This is a genomic window from Mesorhizobium sp. M0239 (genome assembly GCF_040321815.1).
In the GTDB taxonomy this organism is placed as follows: Bacteria; Pseudomonadota; Alphaproteobacteria; order Rhizobiales; family Rhizobiaceae; genus Mesorhizobium.
This window is the reverse complement of the sequence record NZ_JAMYSG010000027.1, coordinates 18436-35931: the sequence shown is the minus strand read 5'-3', so window position 1 is coordinate 35931 and position 17496 is coordinate 18436. Positions and strand designations below refer to the sequence as shown.

The 17496-nt window shown below is 64.1% G+C and carries 15 protein-coding genes; 6 read left to right on the top strand and 9 right to left on the bottom strand.

Translation table 11 applies throughout. The features are described from left to right. Positions 1-4: 4 nt before the first annotated feature. Positions 5-2164, bottom strand: coding sequence for a hydantoinase/oxoprolinase family protein (locus NKI99_RS25325; protein WP_352612479.1), 2160 nt, complete (start codon positions 2162-2164; stop codon positions 5-7). Positions 2165-2276: 112 nt separating this feature from the next. Here NKI99_RS25325 and NKI99_RS25320 point away from each other — a divergent pair, with 112 nt between their 5' ends. After that, the gene (locus NKI99_RS25320) at positions 2277-3053 is read left to right on the top strand and encodes a helix-turn-helix transcriptional regulator (protein ID WP_352612477.1); all 777 of its coding nucleotides are present in this window, start codon (positions 2277-2279) and stop codon (positions 3051-3053) included. A gap of 49 nt (positions 3054-3102) precedes the next feature. Here the strand turns inward: NKI99_RS25320 and NKI99_RS25315 are convergent, their stop codons facing one another. After that, positions 3103-3378 (bottom strand): type II toxin-antitoxin system RelE/ParE family toxin, encoded by a 276-nt coding sequence (locus NKI99_RS25315; protein ID WP_348625591.1) that lies wholly within the window; start codon positions 3376-3378, stop codon positions 3103-3105. Between the two features lie 20 nt (positions 3379-3398). Beyond that, positions 3399-3680 carry a type II toxin-antitoxin system ParD family antitoxin gene (locus tag NKI99_RS25310; protein ID WP_023811572.1) on the bottom strand — a complete coding sequence of 94 codons (282 nt, stop codon included), beginning with the start codon at positions 3678-3680 and terminating at the stop codon, positions 3399-3401. Between the two features lie 276 nt (positions 3681-3956). On the opposite strand from NKI99_RS25310, the gene NKI99_RS25305 reads away from it, so the two are divergent. The 3 genes from NKI99_RS25305 to NKI99_RS25295 all read left to right on the top strand — a co-directional run bounded on the left by NKI99_RS25305 (position 3957) and on the right by NKI99_RS25295 (position 9126). Beyond that, a complete protein-coding gene (locus tag NKI99_RS25305; RefSeq protein ID WP_352612475.1) occupies positions 3957-6131 on the top strand; it encodes an alpha-ketoacid dehydrogenase subunit alpha/beta in 2175 nt (724 codons plus the stop codon). A gap of 84 nt (positions 6132-6215) precedes the next feature. Continuing rightward, positions 6216-7778 carry an ABC transporter substrate-binding protein gene (locus NKI99_RS25300; RefSeq protein WP_164892841.1) on the top strand — a complete coding sequence of 521 codons (1563 nt, stop codon included), beginning with the start codon at positions 6216-6218 and terminating at the stop codon, positions 7776-7778. A gap of 118 nt (positions 7779-7896) precedes the next feature. Then, positions 7897-9126: an aminotransferase class III-fold pyridoxal phosphate-dependent enzyme gene (locus NKI99_RS25295; RefSeq protein WP_352612473.1), complete on the top strand. Its 1230-nt coding sequence runs from the start codon at positions 7897-7899 to the stop codon at positions 9124-9126. Positions 9127-9159: 33 nt separating this feature from the next. Here NKI99_RS25295 and NKI99_RS25290 read toward each other — a convergent pair whose 3' ends face one another. Beyond that, positions 9160-9897, bottom strand: coding sequence for a GntR family transcriptional regulator (locus tag NKI99_RS25290; RefSeq protein WP_127289852.1), 738 nt, complete (start codon positions 9895-9897; stop codon positions 9160-9162). Between the two features lie 131 nt (positions 9898-10028). On the opposite strand from NKI99_RS25290, the gene otnK reads away from it, so the two are divergent. Then, positions 10029-11405 (top strand): 3-oxo-tetronate kinase, encoded by a 1377-nt coding sequence (gene otnK, locus NKI99_RS25285; RefSeq protein ID WP_352612472.1) that lies wholly within the window; start codon positions 10029-10031, stop codon positions 11403-11405. Beyond that, the gene (locus NKI99_RS25280; protein ID WP_352612519.1) at positions 11405-12043 is read left to right on the top strand and encodes a class II aldolase/adducin family protein; all 639 of its coding nucleotides are present in this window, start codon (positions 11405-11407) and stop codon (positions 12041-12043) included. Before otnK ends, NKI99_RS25280 begins: the two co-directional genes overlap by 1 nt. Before the next feature lie 170 nt (positions 12044-12213). Here NKI99_RS25280 and NKI99_RS25275 read toward each other — a convergent pair whose 3' ends face one another. Genes NKI99_RS25275 through NKI99_RS25255 form a run of 5 tightly spaced genes read right to left on the bottom strand, consistent with a single transcriptional unit; the run spans position 12214 to position 17488 of the window. Further along, positions 12214-13485 (bottom strand): CaiB/BaiF CoA transferase family protein, encoded by a 1272-nt coding sequence (locus NKI99_RS25275; RefSeq protein WP_352612470.1) that lies wholly within the window; start codon positions 13483-13485, stop codon positions 12214-12216. Positions 13486-13524: 39 nt separating this feature from the next. Further along, positions 13525-14556: an ABC transporter ATP-binding protein gene (locus NKI99_RS25270; RefSeq protein ID WP_352612468.1), complete on the bottom strand. Its 1032-nt coding sequence runs from the start codon at positions 14554-14556 to the stop codon at positions 13525-13527. Beyond that, positions 14553-15629 carry an ABC transporter ATP-binding protein gene (locus NKI99_RS25265; RefSeq protein ID WP_352551177.1) on the bottom strand — a complete coding sequence of 359 codons (1077 nt, stop codon included), beginning with the start codon at positions 15627-15629 and terminating at the stop codon, positions 14553-14555. Before NKI99_RS25265 ends, NKI99_RS25270 begins: the two co-directional genes overlap by 4 nt. A 3-nt stretch (positions 15630-15632) precedes the next feature. Further along, positions 15633-16475 carry an ABC transporter permease gene (locus tag NKI99_RS25260; protein WP_502895274.1) on the bottom strand — a complete coding sequence of 281 codons (843 nt, stop codon included), beginning with the start codon at positions 16473-16475 and terminating at the stop codon, positions 15633-15635. Continuing rightward, positions 16475-17488, bottom strand: coding sequence for an ABC transporter permease (locus NKI99_RS25255; protein ID WP_128302838.1), 1014 nt, complete (start codon positions 17486-17488; stop codon positions 16475-16477). The genes NKI99_RS25260 and NKI99_RS25255 overlap by 1 nt, the downstream gene beginning before the upstream one ends. Between the last annotated feature and the right edge of the window lie 8 nt (positions 17489-17496).

The window sequence follows — 17496 nt, the reverse complement described above, 5'->3', positions numbered from 1 at the left end:
CCTCTCAAGCGTGGGTATAGTGCAGCAGCGTCCATTCATCGACGTGGATGCGGTCCTGCGGATGAACGACGAGCGTGGTGGCGGGATGTTCGATGATGGCCGGGCCGATGACTTCGTGGCCTGGCTGCAAAAGGTCCATCTCGTAGAGATTGGCCTTGTGCCAGCGCCCGCCAATATAGGCCTCGCGCACACCCTTGTGGGCGGCTGCCGGATCCGACTTGCCGAGCGGTCGCTTGAACAGCACCGGCTTGACCTTGTCGGCGGTGGCGATCAGCCCGAGTTCGGTGATGGTGAAGCCGGCCTCGCCATAGCGCGACACGCGATGGTTGACCTTGGCATAGACCGCCTCGAACTCGTCGATAACCCTACGCATGTCGTCGGCCGAATCGACCTTGGCAAGCGGCGCCATGACCTCGACGTCCTCGAGCTGGCCGGTGTAGCGCATCATCAGGAACGGCACGGTCCTGATCTTCTCCCTGGCATGGCCGTCGGCGATCATCTCGTCGACCGCGGCCCTGGTCAGGTCGTCCCAGACAGTGGTGACCTTGGCGCCGAAGGCGGCCAGCGTAGCCTCGTCGGCACGTGACGGGATGTCGTGCTGGGTGGAGACGGAATGACGCCGCATGAAATCGGCCGTGGTGCAGCCGAAGGCGGAGAAGGCGGCCGCAAACTGGAAGGTGATGATGTCCTTGAAGCCGATGCCCCTGGAGCAGCCGGCCAGATGCAACGGGCCGGAGCCGCCATAGGACAGCAGTGTGAATTCCGAGGGGTGGATGCCTTGCCCGGAAATGACCCGGCGCAGCGCGTTGTTGGCATCGGACTCCAGCATGTCGATCATGCCTTCGGCGGCTTCCTCCAGCCCGACGCCAAGGATGTCGGAGCATTTCTCCTGGAAGGCGCGGCGGGCCTTTTCGACCTGCAGCACGACCTTCCCGCCCAGGAAATAGTGTGGGTTGAGGCGGCCGAGAATGGCGTCGCAGTCGGCGATGGTCGGCTCGGTGCCGCCCCTGGCGAAGCAGATCGGACCCGGATCGGCGCCCGCACTTTCAGGCCCGAGCGAAACTTTCTTGGTCAGCGGGTCGACCTTGAGGATCATGCCGGCGCCGGCGCCGATCGTGTCGAGATGCAACGTCGGCACGTTGAGCTTGAAACGGTCCATCAGCGGCTCGTTCTCGATCCGGGTCTGGCCGCGCGTGATGACGCCCATGTCGAAAGAGGTGCCGCCCATATCCGAGCAGATCAGTGAGTCGTTGCCGATCAGCTTGCCGACATAGGCAGCGCCCAGAATGCCGCCGATCGGGCCGGAGATCATGGTTTCATGCAGGCGCGGATGGTTGATCGAGGTCAGGCCGCCGAAGGAGAGCAGCGTCTGCACGCCATACTTGAAGCCGTATTTCTTCGAGACGTCCTCGATACCCCTAAGTTGCTTGCGGCCACGCGAAGTCGCGTAGGCCTCGATCAGCACCGAGTTCAGCCGTGACTGCTCACGGATGACCGGACGAACCTCGTGGCTGGTGTAGACGATGATGTCAGCGCCGGCCTCCTCCACCTCTTCGCGGCAAATCTCGGCGATGCGCTTCTCGTGCACGGGATTGACGTGCGAGAAGATGGTCATGATGCAGATCGCTTCGACCTTGTCGGCGATCAGTTTTTTGGCGGCGATGGAGACCTCGTGTTCGTAGAGCGGCAGCACGATGTCGCCGAACTGGTCGATGCGCTCGGTGACGCCATGCGTGCGGCGGCGCGGCACCAGCGGATCGGGATGATGATGGGTGACCGCATGCAGCCGGTCGGCATAGGAATAGTCGGCCCAGGCCTGCAGTCCGCGGCCCATCAGGATCATGTCCTCGAGGCCCTTGGTGGTGATCAGGCCGAGCCGGCGGCCGGTGCGCGACAACAGCGTGTTGAGCATGCCGGTGCCGGAATAGAGCACGACATTGACGCCGGAAAACAGTGATTCCAGCGAGATGCCCCAGGCATCCGCCGCGTCCTCAGCAGACGCGAGGAAGCCCTCGGCTTCGTTCTTCGGCGTGGTCGCCGACTTGCCGATCTTGAAGTGGCCGTCCTGATCGACAAGGATCGTGTCGGTCATGGTGCCGCCGGCGTCGATGCCGATGACAATTGGATTGCCGACGATGGGGGCGGTGAGATTGGGTTGGGTCACGGTCGCCTCGGGATCTGGTCTAGGTTGACGCCAGGCTAGATTCGACAGGCGGCTTCGCGCCATATGCCTAAAGACACAATGACGGCTGGGCTGACATCGCCGAGAAAAGGGCATGCGCATGGACAATATCTGGGCGCCGCTCGCCAAAGCGATCGCCGCCACCGGCACCGACAGGCATGTCGACTGCCTGATCGACCTGATCGGCGCCGACATCGAGCACGACCTCGTCACGGTGACGCGCTATTCGGCGACGCAGACGCCGGAATTCGTCAAGCACCGGCGCTTCTCGGATGAAATGGTCCGGCGCTATCTCGACAACTACTACGTCTTCGACCCGTTCTATGCCTCGTGGCGGCGCGAGCGAAGGCTGGGCATCATGCCGCTGAAGCGGCTCGCCGACGACGAGGCCAAGCGCGGCCAGTACATTGCCGGCTTCCTGGCACAGTCGGAGATCTGCGACGAGGTCGGCATCATGCTGGCCGATGGCGGTGACTGGTGCCTCGGCATCTTCCTCGATCGCTCGACCGCTTCTTTCAAGGACAGCGAGATCGCCCTGCTGGACGAGCGGCTGCCGGTGTTCGAGGCGCTGCATGCGCTCGACATCAAGGCGCGCGGAACCGAATTCTCCCGCACATCGGCACCGACCAGCCCCGGCGCCTCGCCCCGGCAGGAGCCGACCATTCCGGCCAGCCTGTGGCCGGAGCTGTCGCTGCGCGAGCGGGAGCTGGTCCAGTTGATCCTCGCCGGCCACCCGACGGCGAACATCGCCGAGCGCCTCGGCATCACCGTCGGCACGGTCAAGAACCACCGCCGGCGTATCTACGAGAAGCGCGACATCACCACCGAGCGGGAATTGTTTTTGCAGTTCTTCCAGCATCTGGTCGACTGACAGCCGGGGTTCGGACAGCTAGGCGGTTTACGCTTTTTCCCGTTGCAGGTTAGAGCTCATCCTCCCAATTGGCGCCGCCATAGAACACACGGAAAATCACCACTTGGTCGGATTCCACTGTAAAGGTCACCGTTACACGGCGCTCAAAACCGACAACCCGAAGCCCCGGCCGCAGATCGTCACGGCGTGTTCCGCGCTCCGAGGCGTAGTCGAGACCCTGGCAGTAGGCTTCGATACGCTCGATATAGCGTATGGCCGTGACGTTGCCGGCGGCGATCTCGATGGTGTCGTATATCCATCTTAAGTCCGCTAGGGCTTCCGGCAACAGAACAATATGCCGGCGCTTCACACATCCCTCTTAAAGCGGGCGGCGTGGTGAGCGCGGATGTCGTCAAAAGCCTGGTTGGCTGGGATAACTCGGGAAGGGTCTGCCTTCCATCTGTCATAGGTCGGCACGACTTCCTCGCGCAGCCAACGCTCTACGGCCGCGTCGCGCTCTTGCAGGGCACGAAGCCCGGCGCGGATCACTTCACTGCTGGTCGCATAGGTTCCTGATTCAACGAGACGGTCGATGAAAGCAGCCTGCTCTGTTGGCAGGCTGAAGGTGCGCTTTTCGGTGGCAGCCATGATTTCTCCTATAATGTCGGTGTGATTATATCATACCAATATCGAATAGCGTTAGAAAATCTGTCGGGCGAAGAACCGACATGGGGCCTGCTAGCAGTCTCAAAATTCCTCTTGCGGAACCGCGCCGTCCCGGCTTAGTCTCTGCCTCTTCACAAAAATGAAATTTAATTCCATTTGTGTGCAAACCTTCTAGCCAGCATCGTGCCCCAGGAAAAATGAACGGCCTAATCGACTGAGACAATATTTGATATATCATCTACCAGAACGGAAATAGACATGGTCCAGCAGACATCGATCCAGCCATCGGCGCCCTGGTTGCGGCTAGAGGTTGACGATTCGGACTGGAACGACGCCGAGGTTTCGGGCCTGGTGCGCTGGTACCACCAGATGCTGCTCATCCGCCGTTTCGAGGAAAAAGTGCTCGATCTCGCCAATGCGGGGCTGGTGCATGGTCCGGCGCATGCCAGCATCGGCCAGGAGGCGACGGCGGTCGGCGCCATGTCCGTGCTCGGCACCGGTGACCGCATCAACGGCACCCACCGCGCCCATCACCAGGTGCTGGCCAAGCTTGTCAACGCGCAGACGCCCGGCGGATTCGACCCGCTGCATGACGCTTTCAACCCGGACATGCAGGGCTCGGTGCGCGGCCTGATGGCCGAGATCATGGGCCTCAAGTCAGGCTATTGCGGCGGCCGTGGCGGCTCGATGCATATGCGCGACGATAGCTCAGGGATTCCTGGCACCAGCGCCATCATCGGTGGCAACCTGCCGCATGCGGCAGGCTACGCGCTGGCCGACAAGCTGCTCGGAACCGGCAACATCTCGGTCGCCTTCTTCGGCGACGGTACGATGATGGCAGGGCCGGCCTACGAGGCAATGAACATTGCCGCGCTCTACCGGCTGCCGGTGATCTTTTTCGCCGAAAACAATCTCTATGCCGTCTCGACGCACATCAATGAGCAGACGCGCGAGACGCGGCTGGCCTCGCGCGGACCTATGCTCGGCTTTCGCGGCATCGAATGCGACGGCATGGATGTGGTGGCGGTCCATCACGCCATGCGCGAGGCGCGCCGGACGATCGAGGAAGACGGCGGCCCGGTGCTGGTCGAGGCGCTCTGCTACCGCTTCCTGCATCAGAGCGGCGCCCGCCCGGGCAGCGAATTCGGCTACCGCACGCGGGCCGAAGAGGACGCCTGGAAAGCGCGCGACCCGCTTGCCACCATGGCGGCTCGCCTGAAGACGATGGGCATCCTGAACGATTCGGACCTCGGCACACTCGACCAGCGCGTCATGGAGGTGGTCAACACCGCTGCCGATTCGCTGACCGAAATGAGCGGCAACGCGCTGCGCATTCCTGATCATCTGTGGCCGGACCCAAGCGACGTCGACAACCAGATCCGCGGCGATCTTTCCGAACTGAAGAGCGAGCGCTTCCTCGAGATCGAGGACGTGCCGCCGGCCGAGACCAAGCCGGTCAAATTCATGGTTGCCGCGTCCGAGGTCATCGCTCGCGCCATGGAGCAGGATCCGCGCATCATCATCATGGGCGAGGACGTGCACCGGCTGCGCGGCGGCGTTTCGGGCGCCACAAAAGGTGCGCTGGAACGCTGGCCGGAGCGCGTGCTGGCGATGCCGATCGCCGAGAACGGTTTTGTCGGGGTGGCGCTGGGTGCGGCGCTTTGCGGCTTGCGGCCGATCGTCGAGATCATGTTCGGCGACTTCTGCCTGGTTGCCGCCGACCAGCTGTTCAACGCGGTCAGCAAGGTGCGTCACATGTTCGGCGGCGGTTTTCCGGTGCCCATCGTGGTCAGGGTGCGCGTCTCGCCGCACACCGGCTACGGCTCGCAGCATTCGGGTGATCCGTCCGGCCTGTTCGCCCTGTTTCCCGGCTGGCGCATCGTCGCGCCGACGACGCCCTTCGACTATATCGGCCTGATGAATTCAGCGTTGAAATGCGACGATCCGGTCGTCGTCATCGAGCATGTCGAACTGTTCCCGAGCGAAGGCCCTGTGCCTGCGGACGACCGCGACTATTGCGTGCGGCTCGGCAAGGCGAAGATAGTCAGGCCGGGCAGCGCCTGCACACTGCTCACCAGCGCCAGCATGGTTGCCGTCGCCAGACAGGTGGTCGAGGAGACCGGCGCCGATGCCGAGATCATCGACCTGCGCAGCCTCGACCCGACCGGGCTCGACTGGCCGCTGGTGGAAGCCTCGATCCGCAAGACCAACCGAGTGGCCGTCATCGAGCAGGTGCAGCGTGGGCTATCGCTTGGCGGACGACTGACACAGGAGATTCAGGATCGCGTGTTCGATTATCTCGATCACGAGATCCTGCATGTGACGGGAAGCCTTTCTGCTCCCGTCGTATCGGCCCCGCTCAACCGCGCCGCACTGGGCGGCGCTGAAAAGCTCAAGGCCGCGCTTCAATCCCTCACTGGCGTGGGCGGATAGAGCGAACGCATTGCCACAAAGATCCGACAAGAAAATGGGAGAACTGACATGACCATCCTACCGAGAAGCAAGACCAGAGCGACGATGCTGGCAGCCGTGCTGCTGGCCACCAGCGCCTTCTGGGCACCGGCCACGTTCGCGCAGGACAGCAAGCCGCTGGTCATCGCACGCAACATCGACCTCAACTCGCTCGACCCGCACCGCGCCTTCTGCGACACCTGCCAGATCTACAATTCCAGCGTCTATGAATCCCTGCTGACGCTCGACAAGGACAACAAGCTGATCCCACTGCTCGCCTCGAAGTGGGAAGGCAATGCCGACCAGAGCAGCTTCACCTTCACACTCGACCCGGCCGCCAAATTCTCGGACGGTTCGCCGGTTGAAGCCAAGGACGTCAAATGGTCCTGGGAGCGGCTGAAGAACCTCAAGGGCAGCGCCTCGTTCCTGATGGACAATGTCGCCTCGATCGAGACCCCGGACGCGCATACGGTGGTCGTCAAGATGGTCGCGCCGAGCTCCGAATTCCTCAACATCGCGGCGGCGCCCTACGCAGCGGTCGTCAACAGCAAGGTTGCTTCCGAAGCCGGCGCCAAGGCCGATGCGGAAGCCTCGACGACAGACAATGCCGAGGCCTGGTTCCTGGCGCATTCGGCCGGCAGCGCGCCGTTCGTGCTGAAATCCTATGAGCCCAATTCGGAGCTGCGGCTGGCACGCAACGACAAATACTGGCGCACGGCGCCGGCGCTGAGCGAAGTCGTCATCCGCCAGACCAAGGATGCGGTGGCGCAGGCGCAGATGCTGCAGAGCGGCACCGCCGACATCGCCATGCAGATCGACCCGGATACGGCCAAGACGATGACGGGCAGCGACGTGAAGATCGAGACCGTGCCGTCCTACAACTTCATCTATGTAGCGCTGTCGCCGGGCGCCAAGGCCAACAAGGTTCCGCTGACGCCCGAAGTGCGCGAGGCGATCTCGCTCGGCCTCGACCGTCCGAGCATCCTCGACTTCACCATCGGCTCCGAGGGCCAGTTGATCAGTGCGCCGATCCCGCTCGGCTTCCCCGGCGGTTCGGGCTTCGAGGCGCAGCCCTATGACGTCGCCAAGGCAAAGGAACTTCTGGCCAAGGCCGGACACGCCGACGGCTTCGAGATGGAAGCGGCGTTTCCCGGCATGAACGTCTACGGCGTCGACCTGTCGCTTCTGATGCAGAAGGTTCAGCAGGATCTGGCCAAGATCAACATCAAGCTCGATCTGCAGCCGATCCCCTTCGCCAACTGGCGCGAACGCGTCAATGGCGACGGCATCCCGATGACCGCGGTGTTCTACGCGCCGGACTATTACGGCACCTCGCAATACATCGATTATTTCGCCATGACCAAGGGCAGCCCGTGGGCACGCCGCGCCGGCGCGGAGCGCGACCCGTCGGTGCTCAACCCAAAGGAAGCGGATATCTACAAGGCAGCCCTCGCGGCGAGCGGCGACGAGGCTGCCAAGCTGTGGCACCAGGCCGGCGAGGAGATGATCAAGGACAGGATCATCCTGCCGCTGATCAGCCCGAACCTGATCCTGGCCTACAAGTCGGACGTCAAGGGCGTGCGCTACAGCGCCTGCTGCAACCTGCCGCTGGCGGAACTCAGCCACTGAGCGAAAGATGCGGGAGGCGGCCTGACGCCTCCCGTTTTCTCATCCTGGACGATCAGCAAATCCTGTTCTTCCAGCGCCAAACTCAATATATGATATATCAATGTACGGAGACCTCGCTATGCCTTCCCTGATCAACTCCAAGGACCAGTTGCTGCGCGAGCGTGCGGCCTCGGTCATTCCGGGCGGCATGTGGGGACACATGGCGACGCGCTATCTCGGCTCCGCCTATCCGCAGTTCTTCGAGCGCGCCGACGGCTGCCGGGTCTGGGACGTCGATGGGCGCGAATACATCGACCTGATGTGCAGTTGGGGGCCCAACATCCTCGGCCACCATCACCAGGCCGTCGAACAGGCAGCCGAGAAGCAACGTCGCCTGGGCGATGCGATGAACGGCCCGGGTGAAGTTCTGGTCGAGCTGGCGGAGTTGCTGGTCAAGACCGTCGCGCATGCCGACTGGGCAATGCTGCAGAAGAACGGCACCGACGCCACCACGGCCTGCGTGACAATCGCGCGTGCCGGCACCGGCCGGCGCAAGGTGCTGGTCGCGCGCGGCTCCTATCACGGCGCCGTGCCGTGGTGCACGCCTTCGCTCGCCGGCGTCACCGCCGAGGACCGCGCCCATCTCATCCATTTCGACTACAATGACGTTGCCGGCCTTGAGGCAGCCGTCGAGCAGGCCGGCAGCGATCTTGCCGCCGTCATCGTCACAGCTTTCCGCCACGACATCGCCCGAGATCAGGAATTGCCGACAGCCGCCTTCGCCAGACGGGCGCGCGAACTGATTACCGCCGCCGACGCGGCACTGATCGTCGACGATGTCAGGGCCGGCTTCCGCATCGACCTCGCCGGCAGCTGGGAGCCGCTCGGCGTACGGCCGGACCTTTCCGCCTTCTCGAAGGCTATCGCCAATGGTTATCCGCTGGCCGCCATCACCGGCACCGACCGGTTTCGCGAGGCCGCGACCAAGATCTATGTGACGGGTTCGTTCTGGTACGGCGCCGTCGCCATGGCCGCCGCGATCGCCACCATCAGCACGCTGCGCGATACCGACGCCATTGCCCGCATGACCGAAGCCGGCGACAGGCTGCGCTCAGGCCTCGACGCGGCAGCGAAGAAGCATGGCCTGTCGTTGCGCCAGACCGGTCCAGTGTCGATGCCGATGGTGCTGTTCGACGACGATGCCGAGTTCAAGCTGGCCAATGCCTTCTGCTCGGCCGCCTTGCGCGAAGGCGCCTATTTCCATCCCCGGCACAACATGTTCCTGAGCGCCGCGCACACCGCAAAAGACATAGATCTCGCCCTGCAGGCTGCCGATGCGGGCATGGCTGCCGCGGCGCAGGTGGCGTGACCGGCGCCGATGCGGTTCGGAGAAAAAGTTCGTTCAACCGGCGGCCGACACCAGTCGGCCGTTCTGCGCCGCGCGGCGCAGTTCCTCGGGCGTGACCGCACCGTCGTTCAGCCGCTCGAGCACCTTGACCAACAGGCGGCCGCCTTCGATCATGTCCTGCTGAATGCCCTTGCGCACGCCGTTCTCGTCACGGGCGCGCAGCGCGTCGAGAATATCGAGATGCCGGTGGCGGCCGTCATAGGTCGGCCTCGCGTGCGGGTATTGATAGTTCACCAGCGGTCCGTTGCGCAGCCAGATGCCCTCGATGATGGCCAGCAACTCCGGCATTTGCGCCGCCTGGTAGATCGAGTGATGGAATTCCCAATTGTCGCGGACGGCTTCGAACCAGCGGCCATTGTCCTCGTTGGCAATCAGCTTGTCATGCACCGCGGCCAGACGGTCGATCTCGCGCGGCTCGATGCGCGTCGTTGCCGCGGCACCCGCCATGCCTTCGAGATGCAGCCGGATGCTCCGCAGTTCCAGATACTGGGCCAGCGACAACTGGGCGACGGTGATCGAACGGCCCGCCTCCATCTCCAGGCCTTTTTCGCGCACCAGCTGCATCAGCGCCTCGCGCACTGGTGTCTCAGACACCTGAAGGCTGGCGGCGAGGTCGCGGATCTTGAAGCGATGGCCCGGCCAGAAACGGCCTTCCATCATGGCGCGGCGAAGCTCCTCGTAGACACGCGTCGTCAGATTGTCGCGCGCGATCGGCGCGATAGAAGCAGTCACATCCGCTCTCCGTTCTTGCAGTCGCGCAGGCGGCGCCTGCGTCGCGTGGGCTGTGTATATGATACCACGAATGGCCTGACCACCGACATGAGACAAGCCGCCCCGAAACCGGCAGACATGAGACGGGTAGCATGACCAGGTCGATGCCTTCCCTGCTGTTCGGCGCCATTGCCGACGATCTGACCGGCGGCACCGAGCTGGCGTCGATGCTGGTCGCGCGCGGCATTCCAACAGGATGCACGGTCGGACTGAGTGCGCCGATCCCATCAGGCAATCTTGCCCACGTGATCCTGCTGAAGACCCGCGTCATCGCGGCCAGCGATGCGGTGCGCCAGGTGCTGGAGGCCGCGGACCGGCTGGTTGCAGCGGGCGCGCGGCAGATCTTCTTCAAATACTGCGCTACCTTCGATTCCACGCCCGCCGGCAATATCGGCCCTTGCGCCGAGGCGCTGCTCGAGCGGCTTGGCGGCGGCGTCACGCTGTTCACCCCGGCGCTCTGCGAAACCGGCCGCACCGTTTATCAAGGGCATATGTTCGGTGGCGTCCAGTTGCTGGCAGAGTCGCCCAAGCGATTCGATCCGCTGACGCCGATGACCGATTCCAATCTGGTTCGCGTGCTGCAGACGCAGAGCAAGGGCAAGGCAGGGCTGGTGCCCTATCTCATTGTCGATGCCGGCGCCGTGGCGATCCGCAACGCCATACGAGAGCACAGTGCGCGCGGCGAGACGCTGCTGGTCACCGACACGGTCCGCGAGCGCGACCTGGCGGCGATCGCGGAAGCCGCCTTCGACCTGCCGCTGATGACCGGCAATTCCTCGGTCGCGGCGCATCTGCCGCCGGCCTGGCTGGCGCATGGGCTGGTGAATTCAGGCGACCTCGTTGCCGCCAGCCTGCCGGCCGTAAACGGCCCAGCGGCGGTGCTGGCCGGCAGCGTCGCCGATCGCACCATCGAACAGCTCGAGCGTTTTGCGCAGAACAATCCAATGCTGACGATCGATCTTGCCAGCGCCTTCGCCGGCGCCGATGTCATGGCCGAAGCGCGTGCCTTCGCCCAGCGGCATTTGCCCGGCACGATGATCGCCATTGCCACGACAGCGCCGCAAGCGACGGTCGAAGCGCTGCAGCAGGCGCACGGCCGCGATGTGGTGGCAGCAAGGGCGGAAGAGATCCTGGCCGGGATTGCACAGATTCTGGTGCGTGAACTCGGCGTCCGCCGGCTCGTCGTCGCCGGCGGCGAGACAGCCGGTTCGGTGGTCAAGGCGCTCGGCATCGACCGGATCGCCATGGGCGCCTATGAGGGCCCGGGACTGTCGCGCGCCATCGCCCACCTCCCCGACCTGCCATCCGATCCGCTGGCGCTGATGCTGAAATCGGGAAAGCTCGGCGGCCCGGATATTTTCGCCGACGTCCTGCAAGACATGACACGGGCGACCACCGTCGCGCCGGCGATCGATATATGGCCACCGGCAAAACCTGTCATGCGGCCAACCACAGGAAAGGCATCGTGATGGGTACCGAGACTGCACGCGCCAGCCTGATCACCGCGACGCAGACGCTGGACGCTAGTGGGATGAATGTCGGCACCACCGGAAACATCAGCGTGCGCACGACAGCCGGCATGCTGATCACGCCGACGGGAATAGCCACGAGCGCCTTGCGGCCGGAGCAGATGGTGGCGATGCAGCTCGATGGAGCCTGGGACGGTGCGTTCAGGCCATCGAGCGAATGGGAAATGCACGCCGAGATCTACAAGGCCTTTCCCGAGGCCGGCGCCGTCGTCCATGCCCATCCCGACCATTGCGTGGCGCTATCGTGCCTGCGCGAGGGACTGCCGCTGTTCCATTACATGGTCGCGGGTTTCGGTGGCGATGATGTGCGCTGTTCGGACTATGCGCTGTTCGCGTCAAGCGACCTGGCCAAGGTTGCCGTCGTCGCGCTCAAGGACAGGTCGGCCTGCCTGCTCGCCAATCATGGCATGATCGCTTTCGGCGGCGATCTCGACATGGCGCTCATCCGCACCATCAAGCTCGAAACCTTGGCGCGGCAATATCTGCTGGCGCGCAGCGCCGGCACGCCGGTGCTCATCGAGGGCAGCGAACTCGCCGCCATTCGCGGGCGCTACAAGAGCTACGGCCAGCAGAAATAACCGGCCGAGCAATTCCAGGAAAAGTGTGAAGCGGTTTTCCCGGGAAAACCGCATAGCGCTTTCCCTTGGGAATAGCGCCAAAACAAGGAACGGCTCTTCGCGCTCTTGAAGTAGAGAACCACTCAGTCGATCCCACAAATGCGACGAGGGCTGTCACGCTCCGTGAAAGATCAGGCGGGGATCGGTTCGGCGGCAGGCGCATAGACGCTGACAGCCCCAGTGCCGACCAACTGGTAGATGGTCTCGGCGCTGTAGCCGAGCACGTCGGCCAGCACGGCAGCTGTGTCCTGGCCCAGCATCGGTGGCGCGGTGAAGTCGGCGGTCAACTGCGCGGCAAGTCCCTGCGCCGGGCGCACCATGGCGACGGAACCGAGATGCGGATGCGGCAAGGTCTGAACGAGGCCACGTTCGCGCACATTGGGACTATCGAAGACTTCCGGTATCGATTTTACCGTGCCGGCCGGCACGCTGGCGGCGGCACAGGCCGACATCCAGTGATCACGCGGCTTGGTCTTGAAGACGGCGGTGAGGTGCGGGATCAGCGCCTCGCGGTTGGTGGCGCGCGCCCCTGCCTTGATGAAGCGCGCATCCCCAGCCAGATGTGGCAGATCAACGACCTTCTCGCACAGCGCCGCGAACTGGCGGTCATTGCCGACCGCCAGCGCAAAGCTGCCATCGGAGGCTTGGAATATCTGATAGGGAACGACCGTCGGATGGGCATTGCCGTATCGGGCGACCTCTCGGCCGGTGTTGAGATAACCGCTGCCGACATTGATCAGCAGGCTGAGCGCGCAGTCGATCAGCGACAGGTCGAGGAACTGCCCCTTGCCGGTCGTCGTTCGCTCGAAAAGCGCTGCCAGGATCGACTGCGTGGCGACCATGCCGCAGACGATGTCGGTGATGGCGACGCCGACACGCATCGGCTCGCCATTGCTCTCGCCAGTGATGGCCATCAGGCCGCTTTCGGCCTGCATGACGAAATCATAGCCGGGCCGTCCGGCATCGGGGCCGGTCTGGCCGTAACCGGAGATCGAGCAATAGATCAGCCGTGGGTTTGAGGTACTGAGCTCCTTGAAACCAACGCCAAGGCGATCGGCGGTGCCGGAGCGGAAATTCTCGACGACGATGTCGGCCTTCGCCGCCAGCTCGCGCACGATGGCCAGCCCCTGCGGGCTCTTCATGTCGAGCGCGATGCTCTGCTTGCCGCGATTGGCGCAGAGATAGTAGGTCGAGACACCCTTGTAGCTCGGCACCGACCACGCCCTGGTGTCATCGCCGCCGTCGATGTTCTCGATCTTCCAGACTTCGGCGCCGAGATCGGCCAAGCTCATCGTCGCCCACGGACCGGCCAGCACGCGCGAAAGATCGAGAACCTTGATGCCTTCGAGCGGCAGGCGCCCACGGCCCGCCGTGCTGGCATCGTCAGTTTGGGCTTCAGTCACGATAATATCCTTCGTGGGTACAGCAATCGTGAGGACCGGTCAGACAGCCTTTAAAGTGTTGACCGGCTCCGGGAAATGACAGGCGACCCGATGCGAACCGCCAGGCGGATCGAGCGGCGGTTCGACGGCAGCGCAGATCGCCTGCGCCTTGAAGCAGCGCGTGCGGAAGCGGCAGCCTGACGGCGGGTTGAGCGGGCTCGGCACGTCACCGGTCAGCACGATGCGCTCGCGCCTGCGCTCCTTCTCGGGATTGGCGAGCGGCACCGCCGACAGCAGCGCCTGCGTGTAGGGATGCAGCGCACTGGAATAGAGCTCGGCCGCGGGCGCGATCTCGACGATCTTGCCGAGATACATCACCGCGACCTGGTGCGAGATGTGGCGCACGACGGACAGATCATGGGCGATGAACAGATAGGAGGTGCCGAAGGATTGCTGAATATCCCTAAGCAAATTGAGCACGCCAGCCTGCACCGAAACGTCGAGCGCCGAAACCGGTTCGTCGAGGATCACCACTTGCGGGTTGAGGGCCAGCGCGCGGGCGATGACCACACGCTGGCGCTGGCCGCCGGACAGCTCGTGCGGATAGCGCTTGCCGTGATCGGGATTGAGCCGGACGAGTTCGAGCAGTTCGGCGACGCGCGCGCGGCGGTCGGCCGCCGACATGTCGCTCATGCGCAGCGGCTCGGCGATGTTGTCGGCGATGCGCATGCGCGGATGCAGCGACCCGTACGGATCCTGGAAGACCAGCTGGATGTAGCGCCGCATCAGGCGCATGTCTTCGTGATTGAGCGCGAGCAGGTTCTGGCCCCGGAACCAGCTTTCGCCGCTGGTCGGCTCGATCAGCCGCATCAGGCAGCGCCCGAGGGTCGACTTGCCGCAACCGGATTCACCGACGAGGCCCAGCGTTTCGCCGGGGGCTACGTCGAACGAGACATCAGCGACCGCACGGACATGGGCAACGGCACGGTCGAAGACGAGGCCGCCGCGAACCGGAAAGTCCTTGACGAGATGGCGTACCGAAAGCGCTGCCGCCGGCTTGGTTTCGACTTGAATTTGCTCCGCTGCGCTCATGGGCTCACGCTTCCATTGTCCAGGCTGGCCGCCACCAGCGCAGCGCTGTGGAAGGGCGGCAAGGTCGTCGCGAAATGGCAGGCCGAGAACCGGCCGCCAATATCGTGCAAAGGCGGATCCTCGGTCCGGCAGCGTGCCTCGGCATAGATGCAGCGCGGATGGAAGGCGCAGCCGCCCGGCAAGCGGCCAAGTGCGGGCGGCGAACCGTCGATCGAGAACAGCCGCTCGCGGCTTTCCTCGAGGTTGGGGATCGAGGCAATGAGGCCGCGCGTGTAGGGATGGCGCGGGTCGGCGAACAGCTCGGACACGCCAGCCTGTTCGACGACGCGGCCGGAATAGACGACCGCGACGCGGTCGGCATGACCGGCGACGACGCCGAGATCATGGGTAATCAGCACCAGGCCAAGGCCGAGCCGCTCCTGCAGCGAACGCAGCACCGACAGGATCTGCGCCTGCACCGTGACATCGAGCGCCGTGGTCGGTTCGTCGGCGATTAGCAAATCGGGATCGTTGGCGACGGCCATGGCTATGACCGCGCGCTGGCGCATGCCGCCGGAGAATTCATGCGGATACTGGTTCACCCGGCGCTCCGGCTGCGGGATCGCCACCAGATTGAGCAATTCCACCGCGCGCGCCATGGCCTGTTTGCGGGTGACGCGCTGATGCAGCCTGACCGCCTCGGCGATCTGGGCGCCGACAGTCATCACCGGGTTTAGCGAGGACAGCGGGTCCTGAAAAATCATGGCTATCCGCGCGCCCCTGATCTTGCGCATTTCGCGTGACGATTTGCCGACCAGTTCGTCGCCGTTGAAGCGGACCGAACCGGTGACCACCGCATTCTTCGACGTCAGGCCGAGCGCGGCGAGCATGCCAACGGACTTGCCCGAGCCGGACTCCCCGACAATGCCGACCACTTCGCCCTTGGCGACGTCGAGGTCGATGCCGCGCACCGCTTCGAACTGATCGCCTGCCCGTCGGAAGCCTACCCGCAGGCCGCGTATGGACAGCAGCGGCTCACCTCTGCCCGCCTTGTCGACTGCGCCCGGTGGCGCTGAAGATATCTGTGCGCTCATCGCTTAATCCGACCTTGGATCGAGAATGTCGCGCAAGCCGTCGCCGATGAAGTTGAAGCCGAGCACGATGGTGAGGATGGCGACGCCGGGACCGAAGGCGATCCACCATTGGTAGAAATGGACGGCGCCATCGGAGATCATCGACCCCCATTCAGGCGTCGGCGGCGTGGCGCCGAGCCCGATGAAGCTGAGCGACGCGGCAAGCAGCACGACCTGGCCGAGATCCATGGTCGCGCTGATCAGCACCGGGGTCCAGCAAAGCGGCAATATGTGCGTGAACAGCACGCGTCGAGGCCTGGCGCCGGCAGCGATCGCCGCCTCGACATGCTCGCGCTCCTTCACCTCCAGCACCTGCGCCCGCATCAGCCGGGCGTAGACCGGCCACCAGACCAGCACCATGGCGATGGCGGCATTGCCGAGGCCGGGGCCGAGCGACGCCGCGACGGCCATGGCCAGCAGCATCGGCGGAAAGGACAGAGTGACGTCGACAAGCCGCATAATCGCCGCGCCGGTCAGGCCGCCGACGAAGCCGGAAATGGCGCCGAGCAGCGAGCCGATGATCACAGCGGAGACGACGACCAGTACCGCGATAGGCAGCGAATGCGCGGCCCCGTGCAGAGTGCGGGCCAGCACATCGCGCCCGAGTGCGTCGGTGCCCAGCCAGTGCGCCCAGCTCGGCGGCTGCAGCCGGCGCGCCACCATTTCGAGCGGATCGAACTGCACGACCAGATTGGCGAACACGGTCATGAACAGCCAAAACAGGATGACGATCGTGCCGATGACCAAAGGCGCGGTCAGCCATTCGGGAACCGTCGAGGAGCGGGACTTGGTGACGACGACTGCCATCAGCTTAATCTCACCCGCGGATTGGCCACGACATAGAGTATGTCGGTGATGAGGTTGGTGACCAGGAAGGCGAGGCCGCCAACGATGGTAACGCCGATGATTGCCGGGAAGTCGAGCGCGCGCGCCGCCTCGACGGCATAGGAACCCATGCCCGGCCAGGAGAAGATGGTCTCGGTCAGCACCGCGCCGGTGATCAGATAGGCGAAGGAGTAGCCGATGACGGTCAAGGTCGGCACCATGGTGTTGCGCAGCGCGTGGACAATGACGACGCGGAATTCGCTCGCCCCCTTGGCGCGCGCGGTGAGCACGAACTCGCGGCTCATCACATCCAGCATGTTGGCGCGCACCAGCCGCGATATGGTGCCCGAAACCGTCCAGCCGAGCACGAAGGCCGGCAGAAGCAGGTGCCAGAGCGCGTCCTTGAGGACGGTCCAGTCGCCAGCCAGAAGCGAATCGATGGTCAGGAAGCCCGTGATGCCGGGCGGCAATGCCAGGCGGGCATCGACCCTGCCCGGCCCCGGCAGCCAGTTCAGCATGACGGAGAAGATGAACAACAGGCCGAGCCCCGACCAGAACACCGGCAGCGAAGAGCCGAACAAGGCGAACAGCCGCGCGCCATGGTCAATCAGGCTGTTGCGGAAATAGGCGGCTAGCACACCAAGCACAATGCCGAGCGTGGTGCCGAAGATCATCGCAGCGCAAACCAGTTCGAGCGTTGCCGGCAAGCGGTAGAGAATGTCGGTGCCGACATTGCGCTTGGTGATGAACGAGGTGCCAAGATCGCCGCTCAGCAGATTACTGAGATATATCATATAGCGTTCCGGCAAAGGACGATCGAGACCCCAGCGCGCCTTGGCGGCGGCCACCACTTCGGGGTTGCTCATCTGCTGTTCGGCGACAATCGCGGTCAGCGGATCGCCCTTGGTCACCGTGGTGATCAGGAAGGCAATGGTGACGATGCCGAGCACCAGAAACGGCATGGCGATAAGCCGGCGCAAAATATAGCGAGACACGTGGCTAC